This is a genomic window from Haemophilus sp. SZY H8 (assembly GCF_018829755.1).
In the GTDB taxonomy this organism is placed as follows: Bacteria; Pseudomonadota; Gammaproteobacteria; order Enterobacterales; family Pasteurellaceae; genus Haemophilus; species Haemophilus haemolyticus_K.
Genome location: NZ_JAHKJY010000001.1, coordinates 61,298 through 74,929, shown reverse-complemented (window position 1 = coordinate 74,929; position 13,632 = coordinate 61,298). Strand labels below are relative to the sequence as shown.

The 13,632-nt window shown below is 36.9% G+C and carries 12 protein-coding genes and 1 tRNA gene; 9 read left to right on the top strand and 4 right to left on the bottom strand.

Translation table 11 applies throughout. The features are described from left to right. Positions 1-37 precede the first annotated feature (37 nt). From thrS to recD, 7 genes are all read left to right on the top strand, one after another. On the top strand, positions 38-1,969 hold the full coding sequence (gene thrS / locus KKW16_RS00315) for a threonine--tRNA ligase (RefSeq protein WP_048953203.1): 1,932 nt from the start codon (positions 38-40) through the stop codon (positions 1,967-1,969). A 62-nt stretch (positions 1,970-2,031) separates the two neighbouring features. Further along, complete coding sequence (locus tag KKW16_RS00310; protein WP_048953202.1) at positions 2,032-2,844, top strand: D-hexose-6-phosphate mutarotase; 813 nt, start codon at positions 2,032-2,034, stop codon at positions 2,842-2,844. Between the two features lie 129 nt (positions 2,845-2,973). Then, the gene (infC, locus tag KKW16_RS00305; RefSeq protein ID WP_498932704.1) at positions 2,974-3,519 is read left to right on the top strand and encodes a translation initiation factor IF-3; all 546 of its coding nucleotides are present in this window, start codon (positions 2,974-2,976) and stop codon (positions 3,517-3,519) included. Between the two features lie 210 nt (positions 3,520-3,729). Then, on the top strand, positions 3,730-3,927 hold the full coding sequence (gene rpmI / locus KKW16_RS00300) for a 50S ribosomal protein L35 (protein ID WP_005596065.1): 198 nt from the start codon (positions 3,730-3,732) through the stop codon (positions 3,925-3,927). A gap of 65 nt (positions 3,928-3,992) precedes the next feature. Then, a complete protein-coding gene (gene rplT, locus KKW16_RS00295) occupies positions 3,993-4,346 on the top strand; it encodes a 50S ribosomal protein L20 (protein WP_005596075.1) in 354 nt (117 codons plus the stop codon). A 110-nt stretch (positions 4,347-4,456) separates the two neighbouring features. Further along, on the top strand, positions 4,457-8,071 hold the full coding sequence (gene recB, locus KKW16_RS00290; RefSeq protein ID WP_140524486.1) for an exodeoxyribonuclease V subunit beta: 3,615 nt from the start codon (positions 4,457-4,459) through the stop codon (positions 8,069-8,071). Next, positions 8,071-9,993: an exodeoxyribonuclease V subunit alpha gene (gene recD, locus KKW16_RS00285; RefSeq protein ID WP_140524489.1), complete on the top strand. Its 1,923-nt coding sequence runs from the start codon at positions 8,071-8,073 to the stop codon at positions 9,991-9,993. Before recB ends, recD begins: the two co-directional genes overlap by 1 nt. A gap of 37 nt (positions 9,994-10,030) precedes the next feature. On the opposite strand, the gene ybaK is transcribed toward recD, so the two are convergent. Beyond that, entirely contained in the window at positions 10,031-10,507 is a 477-nt protein-coding gene (gene ybaK, locus KKW16_RS00280) for a Cys-tRNA(Pro) deacylase (protein WP_140524491.1), read from the bottom strand. Between the two features lie 58 nt (positions 10,508-10,565). Here ybaK and KKW16_RS00275 point away from each other — a divergent pair, with 58 nt between their 5' ends. Together KKW16_RS00275 and KKW16_RS00270 are read left to right on the top strand one after the other, a co-directional pair. Further along, on the top strand, positions 10,566-11,519 hold the full coding sequence (locus tag KKW16_RS00275; protein ID WP_140524494.1) for an oxidoreductase: 954 nt from the start codon (positions 10,566-10,568) through the stop codon (positions 11,517-11,519). A gap of 25 nt (positions 11,520-11,544) precedes the next feature. Next, complete coding sequence (locus KKW16_RS00270; protein ID WP_118795721.1) at positions 11,545-11,901, top strand: DsrE/DsrF/TusD sulfur relay family protein; 357 nt, start codon at positions 11,545-11,547, stop codon at positions 11,899-11,901. A 109-nt stretch (positions 11,902-12,010) separates the two neighbouring features. On the opposite strand, the gene KKW16_RS00265 is transcribed toward KKW16_RS00270, so the two are convergent. The 3 genes from KKW16_RS00265 to ftnA (KKW16_RS00255) form a co-directional block, all read right to left on the bottom strand. Next, positions 12,011-12,096, bottom strand: a tRNA-Leu gene (locus KKW16_RS00265). Positions 12,097-12,243: 147 nt separating this feature from the next. Then, positions 12,244-12,738, bottom strand: coding sequence for a non-heme ferritin (gene ftnA, locus KKW16_RS00260; protein WP_048953196.1), 495 nt, complete (start codon positions 12,736-12,738; stop codon positions 12,244-12,246). A gap of 15 nt (positions 12,739-12,753) precedes the next feature. Beyond that, entirely contained in the window at positions 12,754-13,242 is a 489-nt protein-coding gene (gene ftnA / locus KKW16_RS00255; protein WP_048953195.1) for a non-heme ferritin, read from the bottom strand. Positions 13,243-13,632: the final 390 nt, after the last annotated feature.

Here is a 13,632-nt window from a genome sequence, read left to right as displayed (position 1 = left end):
CCTTTCGTATGGGTGACCACTGTATAAGGAAAAAACAATGCCAATTATTACTTTACCTGACGGTTCCCAACGTCAATTCGATCATCCTGTTTCTGTTCTTGAAGTCGCACAAGATATTGGTGCAGGTCTTGCTAAAGCTACTATCGCAGGCCGTGTAAATGGTGAGCGTCGTGATGCATGCGATATTATCGACCAAGATGCAACGCTTGAAATCATTACCGCTAAAGATGAAGATGGTTTAGAAATTATTCGCCATTCATGTGCACACTTGTTTGGTCATGCCATTAAACAATTATTCCCAGATGTAAAAATGGCAATCGGTCCAACTATTGAAAACGGTTTCTACTATGACATTGATTTAGACCGTTCTTTAACGCAAGAAGATTTAGATGCAATCGAAAAACGTATGTTGGAATTGGCAAAAACCAATTATGACGTCGTGAAAAAACGTGTTACTTGGCAAGAAGCGCGTGATACCTTTGAAAAACGCGGCGAGCCATACAAAATGGCAATTTTAGATGAAAACATTGAACGTACTGCAACGCCTGCGTTATATCATCATTTAGAATATATTGATATGTGCCGTGGCCCACACGTGCCAAATATGCGTTTCTGTCAGCATTTCAAATTACAAAAAGTTGCAGGTGCGTACTGGCGTGGTGACAGTAAAAATAAAATGTTACAACGTATCTATGGTACAGCTTGGGCGGATAAAAAACAACTTGCTGAATACTTAACACGCTTAGAAGAAGCAGCAAAACGCGATCACCGTAAAATTGGTAAAGCATTAGATTTATATCATATGCAAGAAGAAGCGCCGGGTATGGTGTTCTGGCACAATGATGGCTGGACAATTTTCCGTGAGCTTGAAACGTTTGTGCGTACTAAATTAAAACAATACGATTACCAAGAAGTGAAAGGTCCGTTTATGATGGATCGCGTATTGTGGGAAAAAACAGGTCACTGGCAAAATTACGCAGATTTAATGTTTACCACTCAATCTGAAAACCGTGAATATGCAATTAAACCGATGAACTGTCCAGGACACGTTCAAATTTTTAATCAAGGTTTAAAATCTTACCGTGATTTACCAATCCGTATGGCGGAATTTGGTTCTTGCCATCGTAATGAACCATCAGGTTCTTTACACGGTTTAATGCGTGTTCGTGGCTTTACCCAAGATGATGCGCATATTTTCTGTACTGAAGATCAAATTGAGAGCGAAGTAACTAGCTGTATCAAAATGGTGTACGACATTTATAGCACTTTTGGTTTCACTAATATCGCAGTAAAACTTTCTACTCGCCCTGAAAATCGTATCGGTTCAGATGAAATGTGGGATCGTGCAGAAGCAGGTCTTGCTGCAGCGTTAGCGCATAACGGTCTTGAATATGAAATTCAAGAAGGTGAAGGTGCATTCTATGGTCCGAAAATTGAATTTGCATTACGTGATAGCATTGGCCGTGAATGGCAATGTGGTACCGTGCAATTAGACTTCGCATTACCTGGTCGTTTAGATGCAACTTATGTGGCAGAAGATAATAGCCGTAAAACCCCTGTCATGATTCACCGTGCAATTTTAGGTTCTATTGAGCGCTTTATTGGTATCATTACCGAAGAATATGCAGGTTTCTTCCCTGCATGGTTAGCGCCAACCCAAGCAGTTGTAATGAATATCACCGATAGCCAAGCCGACTACGTACAAAAAGTCGCAAAACAGCTTTCTGATGTAGGTTTACGTGTGAAAACTGATTTACGTAACGAAAAAGTGGGTTTCAAAATTCGTGAACATACTTTACGTCGCGTGCCTTATATGCTTGTTTGTGGTGATAAAGAAATCTCAGAAGGCAAAGTGGCCGTACGTACCCGTAAAGGTGCTGATTTAGGTACATTTACAGTGGAAGAATTTGCGGAAATCTTGAAAAATCAAGTAAGAAATCGTGAATTAAAATTACTTAATGAAGAATAAAAAACTTTGAAAAAAGAGACCGCACTTTAGTGCGGTTTTTTCATCTCATATAGGGAATAAATATGAAGATTACTTTTCTTAAAACATTAACGTCAGAGCTAAATTTAGTTCAATATAATGATATCCCTGTTCTTCACTTAAAACATGCTGTTGGAACGGCAAAAATTTCCTTGCAAGGCGCACAGCTTATCAGTTGGAAACCGCAAAATGCGAAGCAAGATGTATTATGGTTAAGTGAAGTAGAACCATTCGAAAATGGCAATGCTATTCGTGGTGGTGTCCCGATTTGTTATCCTTGGTTTGGTGGTGTAAAACAACCTGCACACGGCACAGCTCGTATTCGCTTATGGCAGTTGAGTCATTACGATATTTCAGCGCATAAAGTGCGGTTAGAATTTGAGTTGTTTTCTGATTTAAATCTTATCGAAGCTAAAATTGTAATGGTGTTCACAGACAAATGTCATTTAACCTTTACACATTATGGCGAAGAACCTGCACAAGCAGCATTGCATACCTATTTCAATATTGGGGATATTAATCAAGTGGAAGTACAAGGTTTACCTGAAACTTGTTTTAATAGCTTAAACCAACAACAAGAAAATGTTCCGTCACCGCGTCACATTTCTGAACATGTTGATTGCATTTATTCCGCAGAAAACATGCGGAATCAAATTCTAGATAAAAGTTTTAATCGCACAATTGCACTGTATCATCATAATGCAAGCCAATTTGTCCTTTGGAATCCTTGGCACAAAAAAATGAGTGGAATGAGTGAAATTGGCTATCAAACAATGTTGTGCTTAGAAACTGCACGCATTCATCATTTGCTTGAATTTGGCGAAAGTTTAAGCGTAGAAATTTCGCTTAAAGGCTAAATTTTGTTGCATAAGTGGTGTGAATACTATAGAATTCGCGGGATTTTGCTCGTTCCTTACGGGCAACAAATTTGAAATCTTTTATTTTTAGCGAAAAGATTTTTACGATTAACCAATAGAAGGAATACGATTATTAAAACCGTAAAAAAAGCGCCGGCAGTAAATCGCCCAAACCGTATCAATGAAGAGATTCGTGTAAAAGAAGTTCGTTTAATTGACCAAGATGGTGAACAAGCAGGGATTGTTTCTATTCAACAAGCCCTAGAAATGGCAGAGCAAGTAGAGCTTGATCTTGTTGAAATTAGCCCAAATGCAGAGCCGCCGGTTTGTCGCATTATGAACTACGGTAAATTCCTTTACGAGAAAAGTAAAACCGCTAAAGAACAAAAGAAAAAACAAAAAGTTGTGCAAGTTAAGGAAATTAAATTCCGTCCAGGCACAGACGAAGGTGACTATCAAGTTAAATTACGTAGCTTAATCCGTTTCTTAGAAGAAGGTGACAAAGCGAAAATTACCGTGCGTTTCCGCGGTCGTGAAATGGCTCACCAAGACATCGGTTTTGATGTGTTGGAGCGCGTAAAAAATGATTTAGCTGAAATTTCTGTTGTTGAATCTGCACCAGGTAAATTAGAAGGCCGTCAGGCTGTAATGGTGTTAGCACCTAAGAAAAAATAAGAATTTTGCTGAGATTTCTCAGCAAATCTTTTTGTTTAAGTTTGACTTAAATGAAAAGACAACTGCATGTTGGGCACACTACGCAGCCTAACTGCTTTTGAAAAGGCAATTTAATTTGCCTTATGATGGAAATGATCAGTGCTTCCAAGTAACTTTTTAAGTTCGCCTGATTATGTTGTTTTAAACGAAAAATGCGGAGTTATTTTAACAATGCCTAAAATCAAAACAGTACGCGGCGCAGCGAAGCGCTTCAAAAAAACTGCTTCTGGTGGTTTCAAGCGTAAACAATCTCACTTACGTCATATTTTGACTAAAAAAACAACTAAACGTAAACGTCATTTACGTCATAAATCAATGGTTGCGAAAGCAGACCAAGTTTTAGTAGTAGCTTGCTTACCATACGCATAAGCCGTTATTTAAGCAAAACGTACGATTAGTTCATTTTAGAAAAATATTACATAGGAGATTAAATAATGGCTCGTGTAAAACGTGGTGTTATTGCAAGAGCACGCCATAAGAAAGTTCTTAAGGCTGCTAAAGGTTATTATGGTGCACGTTCACGCGTGTATCGCGTTGCTTTCCAAGCGGTGATCAAAGCTGGTCAATACGCATATCGTGACCGTCGTCAACGTAAACGTCAATTCCGTCAATTATGGATTGCACGTATCAACGCTGCAGCGCGTCAAAATGGTTTATCTTACAGCAAATTTATCAACGGCTTGAAAAAAGCATCTGTTGAAATCGACCGTAAGATTCTTGCTGATATCGCTGTATTCGACAAAGTAGCGTTCGCTGCATTAGTTGAAAAAGCAAAATCTGCACTTTAATTTTTAAAGTTTAGATAAAGAAGAATTAGGACGCTGAAAAGCGTCCTTTTTTGCATTTGTGACTTTAAATTTTGTAAAATAATGCCATTAGTTCTCATCTATTAAAATCTATGGCCGAAACAATCCCACTTAATCCTATCACGTTGCCTTTAAATCAAATTAGCTTAATCGAAGCGTCCGCTGGTACGGGGAAAACCTACACTATCGGTTCTTTATATCTCCGACTTTTATTAAAGGCTGGAGAAAATAACTTTTCTCGTCCGTTAAATGTGGAAGAAATTCTGGTGGTAACCTTTACGGAAATGGCAACAGAAGAACTCAAGAAAAAAATTCGTGAGCGTATAACAGATGCGATTGATAAACTCACAGCCTTTGCAGAAACCAAAGATAAATCCGCATTTAAAAATGATGAATTTCTTACCGCACTTTATCATGATTTAGATATTTTTGAGGCAATTCATCGCTTGAAATTAGCCGAGCAAAATATGGATTTGGCGGCGATTTATACCATTCATGGCTTTTGTCGCCGTATGTTGATGCAATATGCTTTCCATTCTGGCATTCACTTCAATTTAGAATTAATAAAAGATCAATCTGATTTGTTAGTTCGTTTTGCTAATGAATTTTGGCGAGAACATTTTTATCCATTGCCTTTTGAAATGGCTGATTTTATTGCGAATGAACTAGGTTCACCAGATTACGTGTTATCCCTATTAGAATCTGATTTAGGCAAAAATTTAATTGTTGATTTGGAGAACCAACAGGCATTATCTATTTCTATCACAGAATTTTTACACCAATATCTTGGTGAGTATTTTAAAGATATCAAGGCACTAAAACGCTTTTGGTTAGAAAGTGCGGGTAAAATTTCTGAATTAATCACAGAAGAATTGAATAAAGATTATGCAAAAGGCGAGCCTAAATCCTTAAGCCGTCGAAGTTATAATACATCACGTTTAGCGAAATGGATTGATCAAGTAAACGCCTGGGCAAATGATCCCCGTGATTATGTACTGAATGAAACCTTGATGTCGTATTTCACTCAATCAGCTTTAGATGAAAAAGGTGAGGAGGGCGCATCTCCCTTTATTGCCCCGATTTTTACTGAATTAGAAGAGCGTGCAAATGCTTTAATGTCTCCAGATTTACTTCGTCGAGTTATTCTTTATCATTATCGACAAGCTCTACAACAAAAACTTTTAGACTATAAACTTAATCACCAAGAAAAATCCTTTGATGATTTATTGCGTTTGCTTTGCGAAGCCTTGCAAGGTGCGCAAGGGGATGAATTAGCGGAAATGATTCGTTTCCAATATCCTTTCGCGATGATTGATGAATTTCAGGATACGGATTCACAACAATACGCTATTTTTTCAAAAATTTATCGTGATAATCCCGAAAAAAATACTGGTTTTATTATGATTGGTGATCCGAAGCAGGCGATTTATCGTTTCCGTGGCGCAGATATTTTTACTTATCTAAAAGCATCGGATGAAGCCCAATCTCGCTTTGAACTCACTAAAAATTATCGTTCAGAGAAGAATCTGGTTGATGGCGTCAATGCGTTGTTTGATTTTCCTCAATCGCCATTTATTTATCAAAATATTAACTTTACTGCTGTTGATTCTCGTGATGATCATCTGCGATTTTATTTAAACGGTAAAGCCGAACCAGCTTATCGTTTTTATCTAACCGAAAGTGACAAAGTGAATAAAACTGAAATGGCAAAAATATGTGCTATTTCTATTCAACATTGGCTGAAAAGTGCGGCAGAAAATCAGGCAGTTTTTCAAAATGAAGATACTTGTAAAACATTGCAAGCGGCAAATATTGCTGTACTTGTAAAAAATCGTTATGAAGCCGAGGATGTTATTCAAGAGCTACAAAAACTTGGTATTGCCTCAGTTTATCTTTCAGATCAAAGTAGTGTTTTTGATAGCCATGTAGCAGTGGAATTACTCAGAATTTTAAAAGCTTGCTTAAATGTTGCTGAACGTCCAATTTTGAATGCTATTGCGACCGCACTTTTCGGCTTAAATGCGGCGGATATTCATCAAATTCAGCAAAATGAGGCAGACTGGCAACGTTGGGCAGATAGCTTTGCTCAATACCAACAAACTTGGCAACGCCAAGGAATATTGGCAATGTTACATCAAATTTTATTGGAGCAAGGCATTTCAGAGCGATTATTAAGCCAAGCCACGGGCGAGCGAGATTTAACGGATTTCCTACATTTGGCAGAAATTTTACAACAAGCTGCCACGCTACACGAAACTGAAGCGGCATTGCTCAGTTGGTTTGAAAAGCAAATTCAAGGCGAAGGTCGTCAAGAGGCTCAAATTCGTTTAGAAAGCGAACGCCAGTTGGTAAAAATCGTGAGTATCCATAAATCCAAAGGCTTAGAATACGATTTAGTTTGGCTACCATTTTTAGCTGTACCAAGCAAAATTCCAACGGCTGGTGACATGAATGTTTATTATTCTAAAGAACGAGATGAAACCTTATGGGATATGGAAAATCGTAATTTAAACGCACTTTATGAAGAAACTTTTGCAGAAGAGTTACGTTTACTTTATGTAGCTTTAACGCGTGCCAAATATCAAATGGCATTCGCTTTGCCTACGCAATTTGATAAAAAATGGAATGCCTTACATTATGTATTAAGCCAAGGTGAAATAGGTAAGGAAATAGCCTTATCAGCGCCTAAAGATACAGAAACATTGTTGCAAACCTTCAAAGAAAAAATGCAAGATAATGTGGAAATCTGCACTAGGCCAAATCTAGAGGCTTTTCCGGCTTTATCTATCAATACAAAAAATGATGAGCTTAAAGCCGCAGAATTTACGGGCAATATTGAGCAAGATTGGCGAATAACCAGTTTTACTTCAATTGAACAAGCACATCGCCGACAAAATTATTTAGCTGAAAGTACGGGGAAAAAACACGCTGTTTTTGATGACGCAAAAGATTACGATAGCCAAAATGCTATTGAAATGTCCACCGCACTTTTAAACGAAAATGAATCAAATATTTTAGATTTGCCACGAGGTAAACAAGTCGGGACTGTATTGCATCGCCATTTTGAAAATTGCTATTTTTCTGACTTGGCAAATACAGAAGAAATTGACAAATTACGACAATCCTTACAGTTAGATGAAACCTTTACAGAACCGCTACAAAATTGGCTACAACAGATTTCACATACACCACTTTCTAATGAAATAGAAATAGGAATAGCATTAGCTGATTTAGCAAATAAAGATTGCATTAAAGAAATGCCATTTTATCTGGCTATTCGGGAACATTTTGATGTTGAAGCGTTTAATCGCGCGTTGAAAACTAATCATCATTTGCCAAGCGAGCCACTTCAATTTGAACAAATTCAGGGCATGGTGAGAGGTTCGATTGACTTAGTTTTCCGCCATAATGGGAAATATTATCTTGTTGATTATAAATCTAATTTCTTAGGTTCAAGCCTTGCTGATTACAATCAAGAGGCATTGAAAAAAGAAATGTTACACAGTCACTATGATTGGCAATATTTAATTTATACACTGGCATTACATCGTTATTTGCAAAGCGTTGTGCCTGATTATGATTATGCGCGAGATTTCGGTGGGGTATTTTATCTTTTCTTACGTGGAATGAACGGTGAGCCACAATCTGGCGTATTTTATGATCGTCCAAGCGTTGAATTAATCACAGAATTAGACGGGGTGTTTTAATGTTATCCGTATTACAAAAACTTAAAGAGCAGGGCATTCTTTCTCAAGGTGATTATTATTTTGCTAAGTTGATAGCTGATAAACAATGCCATACGGATTATGCAGAACCAGTCAAAAATTTAGCTATATTATTAGCCGCACTTTGTAGTTGGCGTTATACGCAGGGAAATACTTGCAGCCAATTAGATCGCTATTTAGAACATAATTTATTTGGTTTGGCTTATCGCACCACAGAAGAAAACTATTTAGCAGAAATCCTTGAAAAGATTGGTTATTTACCTGTGGAAGATTGGCAATGTGCGTTGTGCGGGCATATGGCATTTACGCAAGATCCCGTCAATCAAACTGCACCAATGGCATTTCAATTTGGCGCGTTGTATTTTTATCGAGCTTGGCAAGATGAATATCGCATCGCACAATATATAAAAAATACCTTAAAAAATAACCGCACTTTAGCCTTTTCTTATGATGAAATTCGTCAAAAATTAGATAAATATTTTCCTAAAAAGCAGGAAAAAACAGATTGGCAAAAAGTGGCAGTGGCGACAGCGATTAAAAGTCCATTTTCGATTATTACAGGCGGCCCAGGAACAGGAAAAACTACCACAGTTACGCGTTTATTGCTCGTTTTACAAGAATTATTTGATTGTAAATTACATATCAAATTAGTTGCGCCGACTGGTAAGGCTGCCTCTCGTTTGGAAGAGTCGATTAAAAATGCGTTAGGTTTTATGCAAGAAAAAATGAATTTATCCGATTCACTTTTCAATTCGATTCCACAAAAAGCCAGCACTTTGCATAGTTTACTGGGCGTGAATGCCTTTAATGATTACACACGCTATAACAGTCATAACCCTTTGCAGTTGGATGTATTAGTTGTTGATGAAACATCAATGATTGATTTGCCGATGATGGCAAAACTTATCAATGCGTTAAAGCCTGAAACTCGATTAATTTTATTAGGTGATCAGGCGCAATTAGCCTCTGTTGAGGCGGGGGCAGTATTGGGGGAATTGGCTCAATTTGTTACTCAACCTTATAGTCATGAACAAGCTGCGTATTTACAAGTGACAACAGGCTATAAAGTCGAAGGTTCTGATTGTTCAAATCCAATACGTGATTGCTTATGCCATCTAACAGAAAGTCGCCGTTTTGATAAAGATTCAGGTATTGGCAAGTTAGCTGAATTCATTCAAAAAGGCAAAGCAGACGATAGCCTTGGGTTATTTGAACATTATCCGCAAGAATTGCACTTTAATGCCTTAAATGATGAAAGCGATGCAGTCAATCAAGTGGTGAAAAGTGCGGTGGAAAATTACCGCACTTTCTTAAAAATGTTGGATGATTTACGTAAACAAAAAATTGATCTTAACACTAGAAATGAACAAGGCATTTCCTATGCCGAGGCTATTCAAGCACAATTTAATTCTGTGAGATTTTTAACCGCACTTCGTCATAACAATTTAGGAGTTGAAAACCTCAATAAAGAAATTGCGTTAGCGTTGCGAGAGGAAAAATTGCTTTGGTTCCGTAATGAACAAGATTGGTATATTGGCAAGCCAATTATGATTACTGAAAACGATCATAACGTTCGCCTTTATAACGGAGATATTGGACTTTGCTTGGCAAATGGCAAAGTATGGTTTGGCAATCGAGAAGTGCTGACAAGCCGAATTCCAGCACATAAGCCCGCTTTTATGATGACGATTCATAAATCTCAAGGTTCAGAATTTGAACACACTGTAATGGTGCTTCCAACAGAAGTGAATCCAGTATTGTCTCGGGAATTAGTTTTCACGGGTGTCACTCGTGCGAAAAAAGAACTCACTGTATTTGCCGATGAAAAAATATGGAAAATAGCGATTCGCCAGATAGTGAGACGCCAGAGCGGATTGGGTAAATTATTGGAAGAGTTGAATTAGTCAAAAGGCGGAATGAATCCGCCTTTTAAATCGCTAACTATTCATCAACAATATCAGTAAATTCTGCACCTAATACTTTTGCTAAATCTTGTGGCGCAATTTCTACGCTTAGCCCACGTTTTCCTCCTGAAACATAAATCGTTTCAAACTCAAGTGCGGTGGAATTTATCACGGTTTTCACGCGTTTCTTTTGACCGAGCGGGCTAATTCCCCCTACAAGATAACCTGTGCTTTTTTGCGCCGCATTTTTATCCGCCATTTCTACTTTTTTAACACCGATAGATTTTGCCGCTTTCTTTAAATTCAGCATATTGGCCGTTGCAAGCACAAAACAAGCGAGTTTTTTCTGATCGCCATTTTCTGCAACAAGTAAGGTTTTAAAAGAGCGGTTAGGATCAATGCCTAATTTTTCTGCCGCTTCATCACCAAAATGTTGATTGTTTGGATCATGATCATAAGTGTGCAAGATAAACGGGATTTTTTGTTTTTTAAGTAAATCAATTGCAGGTGTCATTATTTCGTTCCTGGTTTTGGTGTAAAATAATGCCGATTATTTTACAGCGGAGAGAAAAATGGACGCAACCTTAAATATTGCGATAGCAGCAGAATTTGAATTAAGTGAAAAAATTGTAGAGCGTTTAGAACAAAGTGCGCTTGAAATTAGCAGTGTTTCTATTGTTGAAATAACACCTTTTGAAGAAGAACAAAATATTCGTTTTCGCAATAAAGGCGTTGAACAACTTTCGCCAAATGAAGTTGAGTGGGCTGATTTTAATTATGTCTTTTTTGCAGGAAAAGTTGAGCAAGTTTCCCATATTGCGCAAGCAGCAGAGCAGGGCTGTATTGTCATTGATATGTTAGGCGTTTGCAGTACGCTTTCGGATGTGCCAGTTGTTGTTCCAACTTTAAATGAATCACAATTATTTGAACTGAGACAACGTAACATTGTTAGCTTGCCTGATCCACAAGTAAGCCAACTTGCTTTAACGCTTGCCCCGATTTTACAAGAAACGAATCTTAATCAAGTGTTTGTCACTTCTTTATTGCCGGCTTCTTATACGGATGCAGAAACCGTGGCTAAACTTGCGGGACAAACAGCCCGTTTATTAAATGGTATTCCATTGGATGAAGGAGAAACTCGCTTAGCGTTTGATGTTTATCCACATCAAGCACCTAGTTTATTGAATCAATTACAACGAATCTTTCCTCAATTAGATCGTGCTACATTCCACGCAATCCAAGTGCCTGTATTTTATGGATTGGGACAAAAAGTCACCGCACTTTCAGACTATGATTTCGACTATCAACCTCAAAATAGTGAGCTTATCGCTTTAGAAGAAACGCTAATTACGCCTGTTCTTAATGGAGAACAAGAAAATGGGGAAGAATCAGTAAAACTTCATTTAAGTCAAATAAGTGCGGTAGAAAATGGCGTAGAATTTTGGTCTGTGGCAGATGAACAACGCTTTAATCTCGCCTTACTTTCAGTGAAATTGTTGGAAGGAATTTATCAGCAAGGTTATTAATACCAAGGAAATTAAGGAGAATAGTATGCAAAATATTCTATTTATTATCCATTCATCCCCTTATGGTGACGAGCATTTTTTTAGTGCATTACGTTTGGCTTTACAGTTGCAAGAGCAGCATAAAAGTGCGGCTAATTTAAAAATATTTTTAATGTCTGATGCGGTAACTGGCGGTTTAGCAAAACAAAATCCAGCAGAAGGGTATCATTTACAACAAATGTTGGAAATTTTAACGGCACAAGGGGCGACAATTAAACTTTGTAAAACCTGCACCAATGCTCGTGGTATCACCGAATTGCCGTTGGCGGACGGGGTGGAAATAGGCACGTTAGCAGAGCTGGCAGACTGGACGATGGAAGCCGATAAAGTATTAAATTTTTAATCATTAAAATAGATACATATACTCCCTCATAACTAATGAGGGAATATATATTATAGTCATAAAGTCTGATAAAATAAAAATCCCTGCTCAAAGAGCAGGGATCTATATTTGGTGCCTAGGGTCGGACTCGAACCGACACGGTTATTCACCGGCGGATTTTGAATCCGCTGCGTCTACCAATTTCGCCACCCAGGCCATATTTATGAATCGAATTATACGGATATTTAGTCTATGAGCAAGAAAAAATTTAATAAAAAATCTTATTTGATTTATAAATAGTCAATATAATTTTTTTGAATAAAAAATACCTAGCTAAAAGCTAGGTATTTCAAAAAAGTAAATTTAAGCCGCTGCAAGATTACCTAAGTCTTTATCAACTAAGAATAAACCTTTACCATCGTCACCAAGAAGATTAAGTTTATCCAAAATACTACTGAATAATTTTTCTTCTTCATGCTGTTCAGCTACATACCATTGTAAGAAATTAAATGCAGAGTAGTCTTTTTCTTCAAAAGTTTTACCTACTAATTCATTGATTTTACTAGTAATCAATTTTTCATGTTCATAGGTAATTTCAATCACATCTTTTAATGATTTATATTCATGTGATGGAGCATCAATAGCAGAAATAATTGCTAATGCACCAGTTTCATTTAAATAAGTAAATAACTTACGCATATGTTGCATTTCTTCTGCCGCATGTGCAGATAAAAATTTTGCAGCACCTTCGAAACCTTGCTGTTCACACCATGCGCTCATTTGAAGATATAAATTAGAAGAATAAAATTCTAAATTCATTTGATCGTTTAATAGTTTTACTACATTTGCTGATAACATTTTATTTCTCCTATATTATTCTAAAGTTGCTAAATCACGATCGATAAAGAATAGAGCTTTTCCATCTTCACCAACAAGATTAAATTTATCAATAATACTACTAAATAATTTTTCTTCTTCGTGCTGTTCTGCTACGTACCATTGTAAGAAATTAAAAGTAGAGTAGTCCTTGTTTGCGAAAGTAACTTCAACTAATTCATTAATTTTTGATGTAACTAATTTTTCGTGTTCTAAAGTTATTTCAAACACCTCTTTTAATGAAGCATACTCATGTTTTGGTGCATCAATTTTACCTAAAAGTGGCATACCACTGGTTTCGCTTACATATTGGAACAATTTTTGCATATGTTCTAATTCTTCATCAGCGTGACGAAGCAAAAATGCGGCTGCACCTTCATAACCGTGTTTTGAACACCATGCGCTCATTTGTAGATAAACATTAGAAGAGTAGAACTCTAAATTGATTTGTTCATTGAGTTTGTTTGTGATGGCTTGATTAAGCATAACTAATTCCTTTCCATTTGATTGATAAAAATGCAATAAAGCTCAATTTGCGATTCTCATTTTAGGTATCTAAATGAGAATTTGCAAGTTTTTTCTTTGATTTTTTTTTATAACCTATTAATTTTAAAGAGTAAAATCAATAACAACTATTCTCATTTATGTTGAATTAATGTTCTGATTAATAATACAACGTCACATCTTAATGCTAAGTTTTAAATTGTAATGAGGTTATCCTGCAATAAAGTGCTCAGATTTTACGTAGCGCGATCTTATTTTTTGACTTCCATCGGGCGGACTGAAAAAAGCTTTGAAAGAAGAGTAGAAATTCATCCTATAAGCGTTACTTCACAATCAATTAATTTAACATAATATACATTATGCGAAATTAGT